The 22765-nt window shown below is 44.4% G+C and carries 20 protein-coding genes; 11 read left to right on the plus strand and 9 right to left on the minus strand.

Annotation, left to right across the window (positions count from 1 at the left end):
* Nucleotides 1-2: 2 nt before the first annotated feature.
* Nucleotides 3-2861: a TolB-like translocation protein gene (locus HMPREF1536_RS21255; protein ID WP_028729147.1), complete on the minus strand. Its 2859-nt coding sequence runs from the start codon at nt 2859-2861 to the stop codon at nt 3-5.
* Between the two features lie 299 nt (nt 2862-3160).
* On the opposite strand from HMPREF1536_RS21255, the gene HMPREF1536_RS21260 reads away from it, so the two are divergent.
* The 5 genes from HMPREF1536_RS21260 (at nt 3161) to HMPREF1536_RS21280 (ending at nt 8634) form a co-directional block, all read left to right on the plus strand.
* Nucleotides 3161-3802 (plus strand): hypothetical protein, encoded by a 642-nt coding sequence (locus HMPREF1536_RS21260; RefSeq protein ID WP_028729146.1) that lies wholly within the window; start codon nt 3161-3163, stop codon nt 3800-3802.
* A 5-nt stretch (nt 3803-3807) separates the two neighbouring features.
* Entirely contained in the window at nt 3808-4542 is a 735-nt protein-coding gene (locus HMPREF1536_RS21265) for a DUF3307 domain-containing protein (RefSeq protein ID WP_028729145.1), read from the plus strand.
* Nucleotides 4543-4608: 66 nt separating this feature from the next.
* Nucleotides 4609-6057, plus strand: a complete 1449-nt coding sequence (locus HMPREF1536_RS21270) for a sensor histidine kinase (RefSeq protein ID WP_028729144.1) — start codon at nt 4609-4611, stop codon at nt 6055-6057.
* Between the two features lie 13 nt (nt 6058-6070).
* Nucleotides 6071-6754: a response regulator transcription factor gene (locus HMPREF1536_RS21275; protein ID WP_028729143.1), complete on the plus strand. Its 684-nt coding sequence runs from the start codon at nt 6071-6073 to the stop codon at nt 6752-6754.
* A gap of 131 nt (nt 6755-6885) precedes the next feature.
* A complete protein-coding gene (locus HMPREF1536_RS21280) occupies nt 6886-8634 on the plus strand; it encodes an SUMF1/EgtB/PvdO family nonheme iron enzyme (RefSeq protein WP_044193209.1) in 1749 nt (582 codons plus the stop codon).
* On the opposite strand, the gene HMPREF1536_RS21285 is transcribed toward HMPREF1536_RS21280, so the two are convergent.
* On the minus strand, nt 8629-8880 hold the full coding sequence (locus HMPREF1536_RS21285) for a TIGR03905 family TSCPD domain-containing protein (RefSeq protein WP_044193104.1): 252 nt from the start codon (nt 8878-8880) through the stop codon (nt 8629-8631). The two genes, HMPREF1536_RS21280 and HMPREF1536_RS21285, sit on opposite strands and share 6 nt — an antisense overlap.
* Nucleotides 8881-8964: 84 nt before the next feature.
* Between HMPREF1536_RS21285 and HMPREF1536_RS21290 the strand changes: the two genes are divergently transcribed.
* Nucleotides 8965-10281 (plus strand): bifunctional folylpolyglutamate synthase/dihydrofolate synthase, encoded by a 1317-nt coding sequence (locus HMPREF1536_RS21290; RefSeq protein ID WP_028729140.1) that lies wholly within the window; start codon nt 8965-8967, stop codon nt 10279-10281.
* Nucleotides 10282-10305: 24 nt separating this feature from the next.
* Complete coding sequence (locus HMPREF1536_RS21295; RefSeq protein WP_028729139.1) at nt 10306-11715, plus strand: MFS transporter; 1410 nt, start codon at nt 10306-10308, stop codon at nt 11713-11715.
* A gap of 86 nt (nt 11716-11801) precedes the next feature.
* Here HMPREF1536_RS21295 and HMPREF1536_RS21300 read toward each other — a convergent pair whose 3' ends face one another.
* Nucleotides 11802-12893 (minus strand): acyltransferase, encoded by a 1092-nt coding sequence (locus tag HMPREF1536_RS21300; RefSeq protein ID WP_028729138.1) that lies wholly within the window; start codon nt 12891-12893, stop codon nt 11802-11804.
* Nucleotides 12894-13268: 375 nt separating this feature from the next.
* Between HMPREF1536_RS21300 and HMPREF1536_RS21305 the strand changes: the two genes are divergently transcribed.
* From HMPREF1536_RS21305 to HMPREF1536_RS21315, 3 genes are all read left to right on the plus strand, one after another.
* On the plus strand, nt 13269-13778 hold the full coding sequence (locus HMPREF1536_RS21305) for an RNA polymerase sigma factor (protein ID WP_028729137.1): 510 nt from the start codon (nt 13269-13271) through the stop codon (nt 13776-13778).
* Nucleotides 13779-13939: 161 nt separating this feature from the next.
* Nucleotides 13940-14749 (plus strand): 4-(cytidine 5'-diphospho)-2-C-methyl-D-erythritol kinase, encoded by an 810-nt coding sequence (gene ispE, locus HMPREF1536_RS21310; RefSeq protein ID WP_028729136.1) that lies wholly within the window; start codon nt 13940-13942, stop codon nt 14747-14749.
* Nucleotides 14746-15324 (plus strand): class I SAM-dependent methyltransferase, encoded by a 579-nt coding sequence (locus HMPREF1536_RS21315; RefSeq protein WP_028729135.1) that lies wholly within the window; start codon nt 14746-14748, stop codon nt 15322-15324. Before ispE ends, HMPREF1536_RS21315 begins: the two co-directional genes overlap by 4 nt.
* Nucleotides 15325-15396: 72 nt before the next feature.
* Here the strand turns inward: HMPREF1536_RS21315 and HMPREF1536_RS21320 are convergent, their stop codons facing one another.
* Complete coding sequence (locus HMPREF1536_RS21320; protein WP_028729134.1) at nt 15397-16398, minus strand: malate dehydrogenase; 1002 nt, start codon at nt 16396-16398, stop codon at nt 15397-15399.
* 214 nt (nt 16399-16612) lie between these two features.
* Here HMPREF1536_RS21320 and HMPREF1536_RS21325 point away from each other — a divergent pair, with 214 nt between their 5' ends.
* Nucleotides 16613-18427 (plus strand): YgiQ family radical SAM protein, encoded by a 1815-nt coding sequence (locus HMPREF1536_RS21325; protein WP_028729133.1) that lies wholly within the window; start codon nt 16613-16615, stop codon nt 18425-18427.
* Between the two features lie 106 nt (nt 18428-18533).
* Here the strand turns inward: HMPREF1536_RS21325 and HMPREF1536_RS21330 are convergent, their stop codons facing one another.
* From HMPREF1536_RS21330 to recN, 5 genes are all read right to left on the minus strand, one after another.
* Complete coding sequence (locus HMPREF1536_RS21330) at nt 18534-18914, minus strand: RidA family protein (protein ID WP_028729132.1); 381 nt, start codon at nt 18912-18914, stop codon at nt 18534-18536.
* Between the two features lie 13 nt (nt 18915-18927).
* The gene (gene rlmB, locus HMPREF1536_RS21335) at nt 18928-19680 is read right to left on the minus strand and encodes a 23S rRNA (guanosine(2251)-2'-O)-methyltransferase RlmB (protein WP_028729131.1); all 753 of its coding nucleotides are present in this window, start codon (nt 19678-19680) and stop codon (nt 18928-18930) included.
* 55 nt (nt 19681-19735) lie between these two features.
* Complete coding sequence (locus HMPREF1536_RS21340) at nt 19736-20161, minus strand: hypothetical protein (protein ID WP_028729130.1); 426 nt, start codon at nt 20159-20161, stop codon at nt 19736-19738.
* Between the two features lie 107 nt (nt 20162-20268).
* Nucleotides 20269-21027, minus strand: a complete 759-nt coding sequence (locus HMPREF1536_RS21345; protein WP_028729129.1) for a hypothetical protein — start codon at nt 21025-21027, stop codon at nt 20269-20271.
* Between the two features lie 67 nt (nt 21028-21094).
* Complete coding sequence (gene recN, locus HMPREF1536_RS21350; protein ID WP_028729128.1) at nt 21095-22759, minus strand: DNA repair protein RecN; 1665 nt, start codon at nt 22757-22759, stop codon at nt 21095-21097.
* Between the last annotated feature and the right edge of the window lie 6 nt (nt 22760-22765).

Here is a 22765-nt window from a genome sequence, read left to right on the forward strand (position 1 = left end):
AGTTAGAAAGTAATTGAAAACAGCATTTCCGCCTGGAACTTGCCATAATCGATCGGTTGTATCAAACGCACTCCGGTGGTAAGCGGGAACGTCATACGAAGAACATTCCAGTCAAAGATCAGGTCTGTTCCACATGAACTCTGTGTTGTCCATCCACCCTGTTCACGAGCCTGGTTGCGGGTCAGATCGTAAAAAAGATTGGCTCTCAGGCGACGGATATAAGCGAACTGACCGATGCTGAGATCCGGGGAAATAATTGAAAAAGCATAATCGGCCTTGAACGCCCACTGCTGATGGGTCTGATACAAATAATCGTACCCTCTTGTTTCATCCAGCAGACGCTTGGGAAGATATAGTGCTTTTCCATTCAGATTCTGATACTGATAACCGGCACGAAGCATCAAACTATGGTTACGGATAATTCCCGGCCAGTAGGTTGTCAGGCGAGCCGCATACAAATCCCCGTAGTTTTCGCCATTAAACGGTGAGTTCAGATATTGCAGGCGAACCTGATACCCCCAGCGTGGCAAAATATCACGTTGGGCAAGCTGCCTGTAATTATAAAATCGTACTTCCGGTAAAATATACTGGAAATTGCGATACTTCCTGCTATCATACTGCTGATACTTATCATTCGTAAAATAATAAGTCAGAGACGGCTGAATACCCCGTACATAATGATTCTTCGTCAGGTTGAAAGGCAAATAAACACGTACATCCGCTTTCAACAAGTTTCGGTCGGTATAGCGTAACCGGGAAATTTCTTTTCCTTCCTCATTCTTCTCCCAACTCATATCGAACGCTTTCTCCCCATAATCCACAGCCAGGTCAATCACCGGGAACCATCCTTTATAGGTAAAGGCCATCCTACCGTGATGATATCCTTTTTTGTAATACCAGCCGGCTTGCATAATAGCCGTGTTCAGCGAATTCTGCGATAAGACCATAACACCCGGTTTGACAATCGTAGCTAAATCATCGGCTCCACTGCTCATCGCTTCCGCCACATCGTAATAGAAAGGAGCCCAGCTATGTATTTTAAATGTATGCAATCCTTTCCGGTATGGAACAGGATTGAATGCAACCGAGTCCAACGGGGCAACATCCAGATTAAACTGCTCCTGGGCCGCCAGTGTTTCAGCTAACGGGAAACGATATGGTTCTCCCAGATCCGTAACCTGTTCCAACAAACTATCTGTCGGCAGGGAAGCTACCCGGTATCCTTTAGCCTGATAATCGGAAAAATAAAGTCTGTCTCCTTGTGAAGAAAAGGCTGGGTCGAAAGCACCGAACCGGGAAGAGGTCAGCCGGTAAGCAACAGTATCCGGTAAATTTAGCGTATAGATATTATTGGTACCCGAAGCACCGGATTCAAAGAATAAACGTCCCTTGTACCAGATCGGTGAAGTTATATTGGCCGTCGTATTTAATATCTCATTCCAATTACCAGTCAGTAAATCCAACTGCAAAAGACTTATTCCGCCATCATTAACGGCTACGGCAACCACTGTATCATTCCCGGCAAATGTCAATTCCTTAATAAAAGCATTCTCCGGAACATCAAACCCGATCTGTTCTTTCCCGGTTTCCAGGTCGACCAGCACCAACTGATTTTTACCATCGATGGCAAAACGGGAAACAGCCGCCCTCTTTTCCTGCTCATCGATTGCAGGAGCCAGATAACGTTGGCGGGGAGTAAGTGTTGTAATGCGTTTTTCCTCCGGATCATACCGCTTCAGCACCGAATAGTTTTCATGTGTCCAACGAATTCCCGGAACGATCTCCGTCCAGTACACATGCCCGTTACGGATATGCAAACGGCTATTGATCCGGCCGATATAAGTCAAACGTTCTTCCTTCCCGTCCGTCAGCAGGACAAGAAAATTCAAATCGTCCAGACTCGATTTGACGGCTATGATCGTAGAGTCGTTCAGTAGCTGGGGATATCGGTATGATGTATATTTTTTTACTTTAGGAGAAGAATAAGAAGGAACAACTACACCTGTGTCCTGCTTCTCCCATTCATTTTTAAGATAGTCGAACGTCTCTTTGTAATGTTCATTTATACTGACACCCGCATGGTGTTTGAAAGCGGCAGAGAAAAGAAACGGGACGGAGATGTAGCGGCTTGTCGTTTTATCCCATATATCGCTGCCATAACGATACCTGGCATAAGAAGTCATGTCATACCCCAGCGCATAATAATCCCCCGTATAATCTTTATAGGAACCCAATAATAATTTATCGAGCGAAAATAATTCTCCATCCCCGAGCATTTGTGCCCGATACGTCATATTGAATTCCGGCAATCGTCCGCGGCCGGCGTTCGACATGGCCGTTTCCGTACTTACTGCATCCCCTTCCAGAAACCAGGATGGCATAAAGAAAGCAGCCACTCCCGCAGCTTGTTCACCTATTATATAGTATAAAGGCCTGAAAATACCATGCATCAGTTTTCCCATCTGAATTACATGACGCGACTCATGCAGTACCAGGTGTTTATCCCAGCTCTGCGCATCCAGTTTCGACGAGGGTGTCGTAATCAGTTCCATTCGTCGCGGTGCCCACGATACCAATCCGTTGGACGACATGCTGGCCGGATGAAGAATGACCGGAAACTTTTTCTTCATCGGTTCCCCTATCGTCTTTTTGACATGCGGGTAAACATTCTCCAGATACAAAGCATATCGATAAGCCATCGAATCATTTCCCTGAGGATAGATCAGATTGTAGTGCGGCAGTTTCGCCACATTCCATTTGAAACGGGCAGGATCTGTTCCATAATCCAGAAACTGGGCATGTAAATCAGAAGTGATCAGCGAACAGGCTGATAATATGAAAAGGTATCTTAATATCGACATCTGGCTATCTTATAGGAAATAAGGCGCAAAGCTATAAAATAAAATGGACTTTTTATAGCAAAACATATATGCTTTGACAACAAAAGATATATGCTTTGATGACAGAACATATATCTTTTGCTATCCGGGAAGTGTACCTGCTATATCTAAATTCATCGTTTCAACAAGAATCAACCTATTTCGGTTGTTTTCCTCAAATCAACCCAAACAGGTTGTTTTTATTAAATCAACCCAAACAGGTTGTTCTTTTAATAAATATCAGTATATTTGCTTTCGGATAAAAACCTTTCCATAAATATATGAAAATAAAAGGAGTAATTACAGGAGATATCATTCAGTCTACTCACATAAATCCAGCAGACAGAAATCTATTGTTGGACACTATTCAGGGTATTGTACAATACACCCGAAAATGGGGAGAGATCCGCCTGGATATCTATCGCGGCGACAGCTTTCAAATACTAGTGGACAACCCCATACAAGCATTAAGGATTACTCTGTTGATACGAGCCGGATTGCAGGCTAAGTCACCCACCGCTTTCCGATGGGATGCGCGGGTTGCATTAGGTCTGGGAACAATCGACTTTGAAAAAGAACAAAGTGTAATCGAATCCGATGGAGAAGCTTTCCGTAACTCCGGTTGGGAATTTGATAAATTAGGCCGTTCAAAAAAGATGGCAATCAGAACTCCCTGGGAAAACTTCAATGAAGAATTTATAGTCAGTACCGCTTTGGTCGACGATATTGTTTCGAATTGGACGATCACACAGGCTCAGGCAATATTTTTGTTTCTATCAACCGGCAAAACGCAAAAAGAGATTGCCGATGATTTACGAAAATCATCACAAGCAATCAGCAAACTATTAATTGGGGGAAAAGTAAACTTAATAGAACTTTACCTGAATCGCTATGAACAATTGACAACAACCTTAATACAATAATAATTATGGAATTAACAGACCTGAATCTTTTACTAAAACTATTATTCTCCCATTTGATTGTAGATTTCATTTTACAAACAAATAAAATTGTTAGAAAAAAACGGGAAGGTAAATACCAATATCATATCATCCACAGCCTGACACAAGCCTTAGTTACTTATATTGTTGCAGGACTATGGAATTGTTGGTTCATTATTCCTATTATTTTCATAACACATTTCGCCATCGACTTATGGAAAATCACTCAGAAAGAGAAACTATATTCATTTATCATAGATCAGGTCTTACACATCCTGGTACTTTGTACGTTATGGGTGGTAATAACCAAACAATATGCAGCTGTCGGAGATATACTTCAAAACATTATGAAATGTGACAAATGTTGGATATATCTGATCGGTTATCTGCTTATACTAAAACCTGCATCTATATTCCTCGGACTGTTCACCAAACGATGGAGAGAGAAAGGTAACGTATCTGAAAGTCTTCAAAATGCAGGTCAATGGATTGGCTATCTCGAACGAATATTGATTATAACTTTTATATTGATTGGAAAAATTGAAGCAATAGGATTTCTTTTAGCTGCCAAATCTATTTTTCGATTTGGAGAATTGAATAAAAGTAAAGAAATCAAAACCACTGAGTATGTTCTGATCGGGACACTTGCCAGTTTCACCATTGCCATAATTATAGGGCTTATTATGAATTGGCTTTCTACTTATCCGGGAAGTGTTATTTAGTCTTATCATAACCCCGAAACTCCCGAACTTATCCATTACTTTTGTCTGAAAGAAGAGGTTTTAGACATGAAAACAAAATTAAGCTTTAAGATTATAGCCGCTTTGATCAGTATATCATTGGCGGCACTGTTGTTCTCACAGGGATACTGGCTGAAAGGATTGTACGACTCAACCTCGAAGCAAATCAACGATAACATAGAGGAAGCCATGCGTATGGCTGATTACAAGGAAGTATTTTTCCGCATCGACGAACTGACCCAAGGAGATGTTCACGGAGAGATAAATCAACGTCTTTCCTTTTCAAAAGAAGAGGATGAAGAAACTGAAAAAGTAGGGATGATGGATACTTTTGCCGTCCATACGGATAAGAATCCATTCAAAAACGAGGATATAGCAAACTCCCTGAACGAATACCTGAGCTTGCTTACCAACCTGGAAGGACAAATACAGCAAGCCCTCCACCTCAAAATAGACTCGCTCATGCCAATCAGCTATAATAAATACGATAGCCTTCTTTCCATAGAACTCAAACAACATGATATTTTTGTTCCTCACAAACTGGAAGTCGTACAATTGGTCGACAGTTTGCCGGAAGTAGTAGTGACTTTCCTGTCTGCCGACTCTTTGAAAACGGCTGAGAACTGGAATAAAGCCATCCAATTCAACTATCCGATCTCTACACAATCGGAACAATATTACCAGTTAACATTAAATACGCCTTCTCTACTGGTATTCAAACAGATGGCCGGAATACTCATCTCCTCCCTCCTGCTCGTGATCCTGATCCTGATAGCTTTCATCTATCTGATCCATACTATTCTCCGGCAAAAGACCGTAGAAGAATTGAAAACGGACTTCACCAACAATATGACACACGAACTGAAAACGCCGATATCCGTTGCTTACGCGGCCAACGACGTATTACTCAATTACGACAACAACGCCAACGAGAAACAAAAGAAATACCTCGGAATTATCCGTGAACAACTGACCCAGCTAAGCGGCCTGGTCGAACAGATCCTTACGCTTTCGGTAGAGAATCGTAATACATTCCGTCTGAAACAGGAATCGATTCCTATCACGGATATCATTCCTCCGCTCATTGAACAACACAAGTTGAAGGCCGGTAAGCCTGTCAACTTCACCGTAAATATCCCGGACAACATTGCAGTATTTGCAGACCGTACGCATTTCTATAATATGTTGGGAAACCTGATCGATAATGCCGTGAAATATTCGGGAGATAAACCTTGTGATATCTCCATACAGGCAGAGACACAAGCAAACGGGATCCGTATCTCCGTTACCGACAACGGAATCGGTATCAGTGAAGCCAGCCTGCCACATATATTCGATAAGTTCTACCGGGTACCCAGCGGTAACCTGCATAATGTAAAAGGATTCGGCCTGGGACTTTATTACGTAAAGGACATGATGGCCAAACACGGAGGATCGGTATCCGTAAAAAGCCAACCGGGCAAAGGAACCACATTTACCCTCCATTTTAAAAACTGAAAAAGAGAAGAATATGGCAAAGATAAAAGTATTACTGGTAGAAGACGAACCGACCCTTGCAATGATCATCAAAGATACATTGGATGGTGAAGAGTTCGACATCGTATTGGCTGCCGACGGCGAAGAAGGCCTGGCTCTTTACAAAGAAGTAAAACCGGATATCATTGTAACAGATATCATGATGCCGAAGATAGACGGCTTCACCCTGATACGTCATATCCGCAAGACCGACAGCCAGATCCCTGTCCTTTTCCTTTCGGCCCGTTCAGCAGCGAATGATGTGGTCGAAGGCTTCGAACTGGGCGGTAACGATTACCTCAAAAAGCCCTTCGGCATGGCCGAGCTGATCATCCGTATCAAAGCCCTGCTGAATAAGATCACCGTCCGTAAAGAAGAAAAGTCGACCTTCAACCTCGGACAATACACATTCGACTCCATCACGCAAACCCTGCAATATTGTGGAGAAAAGCAACTGTTAAGCAACCGCGAGTCGGAAATACTCAAACGTCTTTGCGAAAACAAGGATCATGTATTGCCGATGAAAGATGTCCTGCTCGACCTTTGGGGCGACGACTCTTTCTTTAATGCCCGCAGCCTTCATGTTTTCATTACAAAGCTGCGCCATAAACTATCGGACGATCCTAGTATAAAGATACTGAATGTACGGGGAATCGGTTACAAACTTATTATTGACTGAAAGTGCATTGCCTATGGCACAAAAGTGCCACTGCATGTGCACAATTGTGCCACAGGCAATGCACAACTGTGCCAAGGCAGTGGCATAAGTAAGGAATAACTATAAATGAACCATAGAATACACTAATGAATATGAAAATACTGATAAGCTTGTTACTTCTCTGCTGTACCTCATGGCTAACAGCAAACGACCGGTATGTAATACAAGCACATATAACAGGCGTAAAAGAAGGTTCTGTCTTTTTTCTCAAACAATACGAGAACCAACGGATCATTAACTCGATGCGTATCGAAAAAGGAGAATTCACCATGAAAGGAACCCTGCCCGATATTCCTCAACATTTATGGTTATGCACTACGATAGACGACGAATTCTATTATTGCGACCTGCTTATCGACCGGGACACCTTGTTCATCAAAGGCGACTTATCCGACTTCCCGAACGGATTACATTTCAAAGGAGCCGCCACCCACATGGGATATGCCGTCTATCTGGAAAACACCCACGACCTGAATATAAAAATAGACAGCCTCAGCACCGTCTCCATGTTTTTGCACGACTTGGGTGCCACCGGCAAGAAAAAGGATGACGACAAAAAGAAAAAGACACTCAAGCTATCCTTCGGCGGTGGAAGCCCCAGGCCGGTACGGGGAAGCCAGGAGCTGGAAGTCGATATCGAATTACATGCCGCCCAGCAGGAACGCGACTCTATCCGCATTGACTTCATTGAAAGCAATATGGATAAATATGCCGGACAATTCCTCTTGACCCGCATTATGAAGAAACTGTCGCCCGATTCGCTCCGCCAGTTCTACCGCTTGATCCCGGTGGAAATGAAAAAGACGAAGTTTGCCCGTATGATCAGTAACCAAATCAACCCTTATGCGGACAACTGTATAAGGCAGGCAGACGATCTGCTCTCGCTGACAGGCGGCCCGATCGAAACAAACAAATACACCGAAGAAGCATACAAATTATACGAGCAGGGAGTGCGGCTCGACCCGGAACGCACCGACGGCTATATCGCACTGGCCACCATGTACGAACGTCTCCTCCCGATAAAAGGGGCTGAAGCCTACGACATATCCATCTCTTACCTCAATAAATTCATCGAAAGCGACGTCAGGGAAGAAGACCGCGAAGAAGCCCGCAAACGGATCAGGGATATCGAATTCCGGAAATGGTTGTCGACCAATATCAATCCGGAAATGATCGCAGTAAAAGGCAGTACCTTCAAAATGGGATCGACCTATAAGGAAGACAATAACCCGCCTCACGAAGTAACGGTGAAAAGCTTCTCTATCAGCAAATACGAGATCACCAACTTCCAGTTCGCCGCATTCCTCGATACCTACAAAAGTGCTGTGATAAAAGAAGGGCCTGATGCCGGACAACCTTTATATTATGAATGCAACTGGGGAATACGGCAGGGCAAACCCGTACCGGGTTACGAAGCCTATCCGGCCATTTACATCACCTGGTACGGAGCCAATGCATACTGTAAATGGGCGGGCGGACGCCTGCCTACCGAAGAGGAATGGGAATATGCAGCCCGTGGCGGCTTGTACGGCAAACGCGACCATCTGTACAGCGGAGGAATGGAACTCGACAGCCTGGGATGGTATGCCGGCAACTCCGAAGGCAAACCCCATCCGGTCGGAACGAAAAAGCCGAACGAACTGGGAATTCACGATATGAGCGGCAACGTCTGGGAATGGTGTTCCGACAGGTTTACCAAAGAAGACAGGGAGTATGCCGTTGTACGCGGCGGCACCTGGTTCAACGAACGGGCTTCCTGCCGTCCTACCTGCCACTACTACATTTATCCGGGAAGCAAACACTTCAACAATGGATTCAGACTGGTCAAAGACACTTTATAATTTCTTCAATGCCTGGGCCAGCTGATCCGGGCAGGATGTTCCTCGTTCGCGGCAGTCGATACCTTCGAGCCGTTGGATAGCGTCTTGTATTTCCATACCGACCAATAACCTGGACAATCCCTGTGTATTGCCCTGGCAACCGCCTACGATCTGCACATTCGATATAACGTTATCTTCAGCTTCCACAATTATCATTTTAGAACATACCCCACCGATCGGAGTATAAGCTACACGTTGTTTATTCATCTTTTTCTACTCTATATTTTATACAAACGGGCACAAAGGTATAAATAAAATTAACTACTTTTGCCAATTATAAAAACGAAGAACATGACTTACGAAGAAACGCTCCATTATTTATATACAAGCACTCCGGTATTTCAGCACAGCGGCGCATCCGCTTACAAACCCGGACTTGATACCAGTATCGCACTTGATAATTATCTGGGTAATCCGCATAAAGCTTATCGGACGATCCATGTAGCAGGAACTAACGGGAAAGGTTCCGTCTGCCATTTACTGGCAGCTATCCTCCGGCAGGCAGGATATAAAGTCGGGCTTTTCACTTCTCCTCACCTGATCGACTTCCGCGAACGCATCCGTGTCAACGGCAAAATGATTTCCAAAGAATATGTAATAGATTTCGTAGAGCGCCACCGTACCACATTCGAACCCCTCCGCCCCTCCTTCTTTGAACTGACTTCCACTATGGCATTCGATTACTTCCGTTCCGAAAAGGTCGACTTTGCCATTATCGAAACAGGTATGGGCGGACGGTTAGACAGTACGAACATCATCACCCCTATCCTGAGTATCATTACAAATATCAGTCTCGACCATACCCAGTTCCTGGGAGACACGGTAGAGAAGATCGCCTTTGAAAAGGCGGGAATCATCAAACCGGGAATACCGGCGTTGATAGGTGAGATCGACAACCAGGGCGTTCTCGATGTATTTGCAGAAGCAGCCGAACGAAATCAGACAATGATCTATCTGGCATCCGAAGAAGAATTGATCAATCATGAGAAATCATATCTGATGGATACGGGAGAATGGTATCTGGACACTGCCGAATACGGACAATTGTTCGGCCAGCTGGGTGGTGCGGTTCAGTTCAGAAACGCTCAGACTGTACTGGGAGCTCTTAGCCTGCTCGATGAACTGGGAGTGGATATTCCCAGGGAAGCCGTACGCGAAGGGTTCGAACATGTAGTGGAGCTGACCGGATTGATGGGACGCTGGCAAGTATTACAGGACAAACCGAAAGTGGTTTGCGATACCGGACATAATCCCGGTGGTTGGCAATACCTGCAATTCAACCTGGAAAACCTGAGACGGACGACACTCCGCATGATAATGATTGTCGGCATGGTAAATGATAAGGATGTGAATGGAGTAGTAAGCCTGATGCCCAAAGAAGGTGCATTTTATATATTCACACAAGCTTCCGTCGAACGGGCTATGCCGGCAGCCGAACTGGCCGCGATCGGGAAAGCACACGGACTGACAGGTATTGTCCGCGACAACGTACCCTCGGCCGTTAAATGGGCTCTGGAGATGCTTAATGAAGACGATGCGATCTTTATCGGTGGAAGTACTTTCGTCGTAGCCGATGCCCTTCCGCTATTCATGAAAGAAGACAAATAATATAACTTAATTAAAACAAATATCATGATTGAACAAATTCATCAAAAACTGAGCGACTCGAAGGTCGCCCGATGGAGCGTACTCGCGCTCGTCGCATTTACTATGCTTTGCGGATATTTCCTCACCGACGTGATGGCACCGCTCAAACCGATGCTGGAAGAACAGCTTTCCTGGAACAGTACCGAATACGGTTTCTTCACCAGTGCCTACGGTTGGTTCAACGTATTCCTTTTCATGCTGATCATTGGCGGTATCATACTCGATAAGATGGGTGTCCGCTTTACCGGGGTCGGTGCTTGTATATTGATGATTATCGGTTGTTCTCTTAAATATTATGCTATCTCCGACTTTTTCACGATGGATGGCGAAATCTTCGGATGGAAAGCACAAGTGATGGTTGCAGCCATTGGATATGCCATCTTCGGTGTGGGTGTGGAAACAGCCGGTATCACCGTTTCCAAGATCATTGTAAGATGGTTCAAGGGAAAAGAAATGGCATTGGCGATGGGTCTGGAAATGGCTACAGCCCGTCTGGGTACGGCTCTGGCCTTATCTATCACCGTTCCGGCCGCTAAATTCTTCGGAAGCATCTCCGCTCCCATCCTGTTGTGTCTTTGTATGCTTTGTATCGGTCTGATCGCCTTTCTGGTGTTCTGTGTGATGGATCGCAAGCTCGATACGTCGATGAGTGCCATCGAACAGGCAGAAGAGGAAGAGCCATTCCGCCTGAAAGATATCGGATTGATCGTTACAAACAAGGGGTTCTGGTTGATTGCCTTGTTGTGCGTATTGTTTTATTCAGCCGTATTCCCTTTCCTGAAATATGCAACCGACCTGATGGTCAACAAATATGGTGTAGATCCTGACTTGGCCGGAAATATCCCTGCTATTCTCCCCTTCGGTACGATCCTGTTGACACCATTCTTCGGTAATCTGTACGACCGTAAAGGAAAAGGGGCAACTATCATGATCTATGGAGCATTGATGCTGATCGGTGTCCACCTGTTGTTTACGCTGCCTATCCTCAACGAATGGTGGTTTGCTACTATCGTAATGGTTGTGCTGGGTATCGCTTTCTCATTGGTTCCGTCCGCCATGTGGCCATCTGTTCCGAAAGTAATCCCTGAAAAGCAACTAGGTACAGCCTACGCCCTGATCTTCTGGGTACAGAACATCGGCTTAAGCATGGTTCCCCTGTTGATTGGCTGGGTATTGGATAACTATTGTAAGATCGACAACGGCACAGGCAAACCGGCTTACGACTATACGCTTCCGATGGCTATCTTTACCTGCTTCGGTGTGCTGGCACTGGTCATCGCTTTACTGCTGAAACGTGAAGATGGCATCAAGCATTACGGTCTGGAACAACCCAATATCCAGAGCGATGCCGACAAGGCACGTATCCTTGCAGAAGAAACGATTGCAGAACCTTAATGGATCGAGGTTAACATATAAAGAGCCCCGGCATTTTCTCCAAGTAGAATGCCGGGGCTTTTTTATACTAAAACACTTACATTATTTTAATCTCCGATGATCCATTTACTACCGGGTAGAAACGATAGAATCTTTGTCGTTACATAACAACTGACAAAGGTACTCACAGCAATGCTGGGTATGGCGGCAACAGTTGGCAATGCCAAAGTTTGCTTGAACACTGTTACCCATAATCCGAGCCAGAATATATGCATAAGGTACATACCATAGCTAAGTTTCGACATTTCTGTTATCAGCTTCGGAGCCTTCGGACGGTCTATACATGTGAACATAAGGAACGTGCCCGCGGTAAGAAGCACACAGTTGATCGTACAGAAAGCCCATCCTATTTCTATTACGGGAGTAGTATGAAGTTCTCCGGGTATAGCCTGGATATAGAACGAATAGATGGTCAGTGCAGCTCCTACGACCATCAGGACGAATCCTATGGCAAGACGTTTGGAGCGATCCCAGGTAAGATGAACACGTATGTAATGTGCCATCACAAGATACCCCAGATAACCGGAGAAGTACCACAACATATGATATTCATTCCAGAAACATTGCCCCCACACTTCACCACACCAGCGGTTGAGATACGGCATACAGGTCGTTAACAGGAACAACCCGATAAAGAAGCGTTCTTCTTTTGCCGTGGCTTTACTCAGCCAGGGTGATATAATAGGTATAAAGAGGTAAAGACTGATCAGAGGATACATAAACCATAAGTGCCCGGCCAACGTAGGGAAATTCAGCAATATTCGCGATAAGTCCTTTATTGAAGTTTCTCCATCTATCTGCCCCCACAACATGGGCAGTGTGCTGTAAAGGATCATGAAGATAAAAAATGGCGGCAGGATACGGATACAACGCTGCCGATAAAACTGCCACATAGTCTGTCCCTCCTTCATCGGTGCCAGAAGAAAGGCGGAGACAATCATAAACAGGGGAACTGCCATACGTGAAAAACCGTCATACACAGACACCCATAGCCGGTCTGCCTCATTGGCTAAGAAGGATTGCGGCCCCGCCATATCTGTAGACCCGGGAGCACCATAAAAATTTTCACTGGCGTGAACCACCATAACGAGGAAGCAGGCAAACACGCGTACATAGTCTAAAAAAACGATACGTTTCATTTTCTTTTTAGTTTTCCAATTGGTATTAATAATTTGAGAATTCCGGAGGCGAAGATAATCAATATTCCCGTAAATCAGCTTTTTTAGTAATAAGAGTAGCCTTAAAAATACGAATTTGCCGTATTACAGACAAAAGAACATCTTGTTGAAAAATCTGACAGGCCTACTTGTAAATAATGAACTTATACAAGTCCAAAACTTGTATATTCTGTTCAACACAAAGCTCTTTTAGCCTATAAATATCAATTAACAACGCCAAGTATTAATATTCCAAAAATGATTAGTTTCATTCATTTAAATTACATATTTTTGTAATGTACTTTATGAAGATATAAAGCACTTAACCGATCATTAAACATTCAAAAAGTTAGCAACATGAATGGGATACAATTTCAACAAAAATTATTGGGCTTGCAAGAAAATATGATGAATTTTGCACTTATGCTCACAGCAAACCGGGACGATGCCCAGGATTTGTTACAGGATACTACACTTAAAGTTTTAGATAATCAGGATAAATTCGTCGACAATGTTAATTTCAAGGGATGGGTTTTGACTGTCATGCGTAATATTTTCATTAACAACTATCACAAGATTGTACGTGTACAGACAGTCGTCGACTCAAGTGCAGACTTATACAATCTGGATATTGTCAATGATTCAGGATTTGATTCACCGGATAAGGCATATCAGATCCAGGAAATCACAAAAGCGATCAACGGATTGAACGACGATCTGAAAGTTCCTTTCTCCATGTTTTTAAGCGGTTATAAATATAATGAGATCGCTGATAAACTGAATGTCCCCCTGGGAACTGTAAAGAGCCGTATTTTCTTTGCCCGTCAGGAGCTACAAAAACAACTAAAGGATTTCCAAAATTCGTAATCCATTTTCCAACTCCACATAAAAGCGACTACCACTCTTTGGGTAGTCGCTTTTTTTATTATCATATATGTTAAAGAAAAACAGGGACAAATAACAATTTGTTTATAAGGATTATTTTATATACGTTTGTCTACAATATATAAAATTTAAAGGATCCATATATGATTTGTTTTCCTAATGCCAAAATAAACCTGGGACTCAACGTCGTTAATAAACGACCGGATGGTTATCATAATATAGAAACCGTATTTTATCCTATACCGGTGAAAGATGCACTCGAAATTGTGAGTGCAGAAGAATTATCTTTCACCCAGACAGGGATTCAAGTAGATGCTCCGATGGAAAAAAACCTCGTGATAAAAGCATTGAACCTGCTAAAAACACAATATAAAATACCTCCGCTCGAGATCCATTTGCTTAAAGCAATCCCTTTCGGTGCCGGATTGGGTGGCGGATCGGCTGACGCAGCTTTTATGCTGAAATTGCTGAATGATTTCTGCCAACTGAATATCCATGCGGATGAACTGGAGAGAATAGCCGCATCCATCGGAGCAGACTGTCCTTTCTTTATCCGTAACACACCGGTATTTGCCAGCGGAACGGGTAACCAGTTCGAACCTGTCGACCTCTCACTGAAAGGGTATCATTTCTGCCTGATAAAGCCGGATGTAGCCGTTTCCACCCCTGAAGCCTATTCGTTGGTTTCACCGAAAGCTCCGGAAATTTCTTTAAAAGAGATCATCCGCAAACCGGTTACTGAATGGAGAAACTTAATGATAAACGATTTTGAGAAGAGCGTCTTTACCAAACATCCGGTTATCGGTCAGATAAAAGAGTCTCTTTACCAGGCAGGAGCGGTTTATGCTTCCATGTCAGGATCCGGTTCTTCCGTATTCGGACTGTTTGAAAATCCGACTCACCTGAAGGAACAATTTTCCGATTGCTTTGTCTGGGAGGGACAATTACCATGAATGTCATAGCCAACTTCTTTGATGCATTGGCTGATCGCTGGGATGAACTATGCTATCATGCGCCGGAAAAGATCAACCATATTCTTGAACAGACGACTTTACACAAGGGATTGCGTATATTGGATGTCGGATGCGGAACAGGAGTATTGGAAAAATATCTCCTGACCTACTCTCCCGCCCATATTACCGGAATAGATATTTCTCCCCGGATGATTGAAATGGCTCATAACAAATATGCAACACCCATAGTCGATTTCCGTTGTCTGGATGTAATGGATCTGAAAGACGAACAGTTCGACTTTATCATAGCCTATAGTGTATTCCCCCATTTCGAGCAACCGGATAAACTGATCGCCCATTTGGCGAGCTTGCTTATTCCCGGTGGCGAACTCGTGATCTGCCACAGTGAAGGACGGGAATCGATCAACGGCCATCATAACAAACAAGCCAACCGGATTTCATTCGGCCTTCCCCCGGCGCGGGAAGTTGCCGCCCTGATGGAACCGTTTTTTCATATACAGGAAATGGAAGATACCGACGAACTTTATATAGTCAACGGTATACGCAATCAATAAAGATAAAACGAAAGAAAGGGAGTGCCGATAACCGGTCACTCCCTTCTTCGTATATAACATATAAGAAACTTCTTATTTCATGTGCGGGTTGATTGTGTGCCACAAATGGATTTCCGGGATAATACCCATGCTGATCACTTCGTCACGCAATTTTGACAGGTGTACGTAGCTTTCTTCCAGTTCGGCATTTTCTTTGGCTGTACCTTCCACTTCTTTATAGAAGATACCGTCTTTTGTAATTTCTGTTTCCATAGCCATCATGATATGGTCGAATTTACCTGTATGTACGTATGTTCCGGCAGGCCAGCGGAAAGCTTCGCCACCCATAGCGGCACGGATCATTTCAATAGACAGATAAGACGGGCTCTGGAAAGAAGAACGGCCACGCAATTCGATAATACGTTTTCCACCCTGTATCACTTTAACTTTCAGGTCAGCCCATTGTTCGTCGGTCAGTTCCGGTGTACCGATCAGATCCAGCAACGGTTTACCATCTACAGTTGCAGTAGAAGCGAAAACAGCCATCTGCTCACCGTGACCACCATAAGTACGGCAGCCTTTCACCAGGTTCTGGCGGATACCGAAATGTTGAGCTAAAGCAGTTTGCAGACGAGTGCTATCCAAGGCAGCCAGTGTACTTACCTGAGAAGGTTTCAATCCGGAGTACAGCAACGTAATCAATCCTGTAATATCAGCCGGGTTAAAAATTACTACCACATGCTTAACATCCGGGCAATAAGTACGAAGATCTTTACCGAACTGAGCTGCGATCTCTGCATTACCTTTCAGCAAATCTTCACGAGTCATACCGGCTTTACGAGCTGCACCACCGGATGAAACCACATATTTTGCACCTCTTAATGCTTCGCTGATATCAGAAGTAAAGGTGATATTTGCATATTCGAATCCTGATTGGAACATTTCTTCGGCAACTCCTTCCAAGGCCGGAGCAAAAGGATCGTAAAGACAAATATTAGAAGTCAGACCCATCATTAATGCTGTTTGTGCCATGTTAGAACCGATCATACCTGCTGCGCCTACGATGGTGAGCTTTTCGTCTGTTAATGCTTTCATACTGTATTGTTTTTAAAATAATTATGTTTGCTAAAAGAACACTTATCTAGCTGATAATGTTTGCAATGCAATGCTGTTTTTTTCGATTGCAAAGATAAGGGATTGATTCTTCATGTGCCAATCATTAAATACTATCCGCTATAAACAAAAGTTATACCAATCAACCGGAAACAAACCGTCAATCATTATCATATATAATTATTATCTTTGCACCATGAAAACATTCAGACCTGAAGCCTGGTTGCCTACAACCAAGAAAGAAGTTGATGCACGGGGATGGGATTATATAGACGTTATTCTTTTTAGCGGGGATGCCTATGTGGATCATCCTTCGTTTGGTGCTGCCGTTATAGGACGTACGCTCGAAGCAATGGGGCTTCGTGTGGCGATCGTTCCGCAACCGGATTGGCGCGGGGATTATCGTGATTTTAAAAAGCTGGGAGTACCCCGTCTCTTCTTCGGAGTCTCTCCGGGTGCGATGGATTCGATGATCAATCACTATACCGCCAACAAACGGTTGCGCAGCGACGATGCATACACACCGGATCGCCGGGCAGGTATGCGGCCGGATTACCCTAGCATTGTCTATACCAAAATACTAAAGGAACTCTATCCCGATGTACCGGTCGTGCTCGGTGGAATCGAGGCTTCTTTACGTAGGCTGACTCATTACGACTACTGGCAGGATAAACTTCGTCCGGGTATTCTGATAGACAGCCCGGCTGATCTGCTGATCTATGGAATGGGCGAATTACCTATCAGAGAACTGGTCACCCGCCTGCAGAAAGGAGAAGCGTTCGATCAGCTGAGAGATATCCGCCAGACAGCTTATCTGACAGATAAAGAAGAGAAAAAAACCGATGACATCGTACTTTTCTCACATGAAGAGTGTTTGCGTGACAAACTGAAACAAGCTAAAAACTTCCGGCATATTGAAGAGGAATCGAATAAGTATAATGCATCCCGTATTCTTCAACAGGCAGGAAAGCAGACTATTGTGGTCAACCCGCCTTTCCCACCCATGACGGAAGCCGAAGTAGATGCATCGTTCGATCTGCCCTATACCCGGTTGCCGCATCCGAAATATAAAGGGAAAACGATACCGGCATTCGAAATGATCAAGTTCTCCGTCAACATGCACCGGGGATGTTTCGGCGGCTGCGCTTTCTGTACGATCTCAGCACATCAGGGAAAGTTCATCGCTTCCCGGAGTAAAGAGTCTATACTGAAAGAGGTAAAAGCGATCACGGAAATGCCCGACTTCAAAGGAAACCTGAGCGACCTGGGAGGCCCCTCAGCCAATATGTACCGGATGAAGGGCAAGGATCAGAGTATCTGTGCCAAATGTAAAAAGCCGTCTTGTATCTCACCGGTGATATGTAAGAACTTGAATGCGGATCATACGCCGTTGCTGGATATTTACAAAGCGGTAGACCGTCTGCCGGGCATCAAACGCTCATTCATCGGCAGCGGTATCCGTTACGACCTTCTTTTGCACCGTTACGACGATGAAATCGTGAATAAGTCAGCACAAAGCTATACGGAAGAACTGATCGCCCGGCATGTATCGGGACGCCTGAAGGTAGCACCCGAGCATACGGAAGACAATGTACTGAAGATGATGCGTAAGCCTTCTTTCGAACAATTCGGACAATTCAAGAAGATATTCGACCGCGTCAATAAGCAACAAGGGCTGAACCAGCAGTTAATCCCTTATTTTATTTCCAGTCACCCGGGCTGTACGGAAGAGGATATGGCCAAGCTGGCAATCGAAACAAAGAAACTGCATTTCCAACTGGAACAGGTACAGGACTTCACTCCTACGCCGATGACACTGGCTACCGAAATGTACTATACCGGTTATCATCCTTATACGCTGGAGAAAGTTTATACCGCACGTACCAAAGAGCAGAAACTGGCACAACGACAGTTCTTCTTCTGGTATAAACCGGAATTTCGCCGGCAAATAACCCAGGCATTACAGAAGATGGGAAAGAAAGATTTACTTAACAAATTGTTCGGAAGGTAGTACCCTAAATAAAATAAGGGTCTTTTGAAATGTTAAGACTAGACTTTTAAGAACAAAATAAGGGACTTTTGAATCCAAAAGTCCCTTATTTTTTCAACTATGATTATCAAGCCTTTACAGCAATCACTTCGATCTCTACCAGACCATTCTTCGGTAACGTTTTTACAGCTACAGCCGAACGAGCCGGGAAAGTGCCTTCAAACTGTGAAGCATATACCTCGTTCATGGCTACGAAATCGCCCATATCAGCAAGGAATACTGTAGTTTTCACCACATCGTCGATGCTGTATCCGGCTTCTGTCAGGATAGCCTTGACGTTCTTAAAAGCCTGAGCGGTCTGTTCCTTCACAGCCCCTTCCACGAAGTTGCCTGTAACCGGATCGATACCCAGCTGTCCGGAAGCGAACAGCATATTTCCTACTTGTACTGCCTGGCTGTAAGGGCCTATTGCGGCAGGTGCATTTGTTGTTGCAATAACTTTTTTCATTGTGTTTTATCTATTAGTTGTTTTGTTCTTCATTCATACGCTGGCGTACCACCTCGTAAACCAAAATAGAACTTGCTACCGATACATTCAGCGAACCGATCGTACCGAACTGAGGTATCTTCACCATGCTGTCGCAGATACGCAGGTTGTCCATCGAAACACCCGTATCTTCCGCTCCCATCACGATGGCTACCGGGCCTTCATATTTGATAGCTGTATAGTTTTCGTACGCTTTTTCACTCGCAGCATATACTTTCACTCCGCTTGCCTGCAGGAAACGGATCGCTTCCGAAATGCTCTTCTCCTTACAAACAGGTAATACATGCAGGGCACCGGCAGATGTCTTGATGGCATCGGCATTGACGGTAACGCTTCCCTTTGCCGGAATGACAATAGCGTCGACTCCCGCACATTCGCAGGTACGGGCTATCGCTCCGAAATTACGGACATCGGTAATTCCGTCCAAAAGTACGATGAAAGGGTTTTTCCCCTGCTCATAAACGAACGGTATGATATCTTCCAGACGCTGATAGCTTACCGCCGGAATAAATGCAATCACGCCTTGATGGTTCTTCCGGGTCAAGCGATCCAGACGCTCTGCCGGAACCCGTTGAACAGGTATTTCACGCCCTTTCAGTACTTCAAACAGTTCACGGGAAAGGTCGCCCTGCAGCTCACGCTTTACAAGAATTTTATCTATTTCCTTATCGGCCTGGATAGCCTCAATCACGGCACGTATGCCGAATACCATTTCGTTCTCTTTCATCAAATATATATTAACTGTATTCTTTCTTTAAAATGCGGATACAAATATACAAACATTATTTACTGTTTCGACCTTCCTTCACGCTTTGAATAAGAAATAATATACCGGTTATGATGAGAGCGGAAGAAAGACCGGTATAAAAAACGGAAATAAAAGAATCGGGCAATATGCGGGAATGGCGGATTCCTACGCCTAAAGTGATCATAAAAATCATTACAATCCAACCTTTAGCATCAAAAAAAGAGAAAGGACAATTCTTTTCTCCCTTTTGGGCAATACGCCGGCTATGTTTCCTGAATAAACGTAGAAATACAAAATTAAGAAACAACACAAATACGATAACTGCTTCTCCTACTTTCAATACTGAATAATGGGCTTCATGCATCCAGGTAAGAATTCCGATACGCAGAATATTAGCTCCGGCTATGATCCAAACACAACCGGCTATAAATAATAATATCTGCTTATTGACTCTGAACATCCGTCTACTTTTACTGCAATGCAAAAGTACGATTTTTAACGATATATCCTAATTCCGGTGGACTATGAAGCGTTCTTTCATGTTCATGAAAGTTCTGTTACCGGATTTCAGCTTCTGCGATACACTTCAGAACGTTTACTTTCCTGACGTTTATTTTCTTTCTTGTCTTTTTTATCCTTTTCTTTCCGGTCTTTATCATCCCTGGCCTTGTCACGATCTCTTCTGTTATCAGACTTCTTGTCCTTGCTATACCGGTCATTATGCGGACGGGACGGTCTGTCATAATGCTGGTTGTGATCAGGACGGGACGGACGATCGTATCTATCAGGGCGGTGGTTCCGATGACCAGGGCTATCGTATTTACCCGGATACCATTTACCGTCATCAAAACGTCCATTCCATCGTCCATTACTGTATACCCATTCATTATACCAGTAATGATCTTCGTAACGCCAGCAAACATGCGACGGGCGGTAATCGGGATAATTAGGATTATTATACCATCCCTGATAATCGTGGATACGCTGCGGACGTTCGCGGACGAAGCGCACATACAGGCGGAACTGTGAAGGAGAAAGAACACGTTGCAACTTACGGTCGCGTTCCATACGCAGATTAAAGATCTTCTTGGCCGACTGATCCCAGTAACGGTAATGTTTACGGGCTTCTTTCTCTATCTTCTGGCCATATTTATGAACGATATTATGATAATCGGCTGCTTGTCGGCCATTCAAACGCATTGCCTGTTCCATCCAAAGACAACTCTGGCAATGTGGTTCATTCCAACCAAAACTGATCCAAAACTGAGCTTGTCCCGGCAAACTACACAATAACATCAACATACATAATAGGTAAATCCGTTTCATGACTTTTAGTTTTTAGTTAGTAATTACTACTATGACCGATCCCGGATGAAATGGTTTAACGGTGAAATCAGCGTTTCACCTTCAACAACTCTTTCGCATTGGCGATAGAGGCTCCTGTCAAAGAAGCACCGCTCAACATACGGGCTACTTCTTTTATACGCTCCTCCTTGTTCAGTTTCTTGATACGGGTAATCGTACGTTCTGTTGTATCTTCCTTATAGACAAAGAAATGATCTTTGCCCTTTGCGGCAATCTGTGGCAGGTGCGTAATGGTGATCACCTGCATCTTTGCACCCAGATCCTGCATAATATCCCCCATTTTATCGGCAATATCTCCGGAAACACCTGTGTCTACTTCATCAAAAATAATTGCAGGAAGAGCAGTAAATCCGGCAATCATTGCTTTTATGCATAACATCAGGCGGGATATTTCACCACCGGATGCCGTTTGTGCCACCGGTTGCAACTCTCCGCTCTTATTGGCGGAGAAAAGAAAACGAATATCGTCCATTCCATCGCTTTCCGGTTCGGGACGGGCAACAAAATCGACAGCAAAACGAACATTGGGCATTCCCAGCGGAATAACCATTTCCACCAGTTGGGAAGCGATCGCACGGGAAGCGATCTTACGTTGCTCACTCAATACGGCAGCCTGCTGAAGCAGTTCCTGATGGGATATCTCCAACTGAGCCTTTATGGCATCGATCTGTTCGTCGAACGAGTCGATATCACGAAGCTGTTCCGTATATTTATCCTGTATGGCGATCAACTCTTCAACAGTCGAAACACGATGTTTCTGCTCCAAGGTATAAAGGGTGTTCAAACGTTCGTTCACCCAATCCAGGCGTTCGGGGCTGAACTCCACATCTTCTTTCAACACATCGGTTTCGGAAGCCAGATCGTTCAGGTCGATATAGGCGGAACGCAAACGTTCTGCAATTTCCTTTGCCCTGGGGTAATAGCGTTCCAGCGAGTCGGCCGTAGAAAGCGCTTCCTTGATAAGGCGGACACTGCCCTGCTCTTCACCGTTCAGCAACTCGGTTATCTTATATAACGAACCTTTGATATCTTCGGCATGCGACAATGTTTCCAATTCCTGCTCCAATTCTTCCTGCTCTCCGACGACCAAACGGCCTTCAGTCAGTTGTTCGAGTTGGAAACGGATATAATCTTCTTCCTGCCGGTTCTGGTCGGCCTTTTCCGTTATAACCCGAAGTTCTCTCTTCAGCGACTGGTAGCGCTGGTATTCTTTACGGTACAGGATCAGCAGGATTTCATTTTCCGCCATTACATCGATCACTTTCAACTGGAAGCGATTATCGCCCAGTAACAGGTTCTGATGCTGTGAATGGATATCGATCAGACGTCCTCCCAACTCTTTCATGACATTCAGGGATACAGGCGAATCATTTACAAAAGCACGCGATTTACCCGAGGCGAATAATTCCCGGCGAAGGATACAGATCTCGGGATCATACTCCAGGTCATTCGTATGGAAAAACTCTTCCAACTGATATTTGGAGACATCGAAGGTCGCTTCGATCACACATTTATCGGAGCCATTCTTTATACTCTTTCCATCCGCACGCTGACCGAGCACCAAAGATAATGCCCCTAAAATAATAGACTTTCCGGCTCCCGTTTCACCGGTGATCACCGAAAAGCCGTTATCAAACTGAATATCCAGACTATCTATTAAGACAAAGTTCTGTATAAATAAAGACTTCAGCATAGTTCA

Source organism: Parabacteroides gordonii MS-1 = DSM 23371, assembly GCF_000969825.1.
In the GTDB taxonomy this organism is placed as follows: Bacteria; Bacteroidota; Bacteroidia; order Bacteroidales; family Tannerellaceae; genus Parabacteroides; species Parabacteroides gordonii.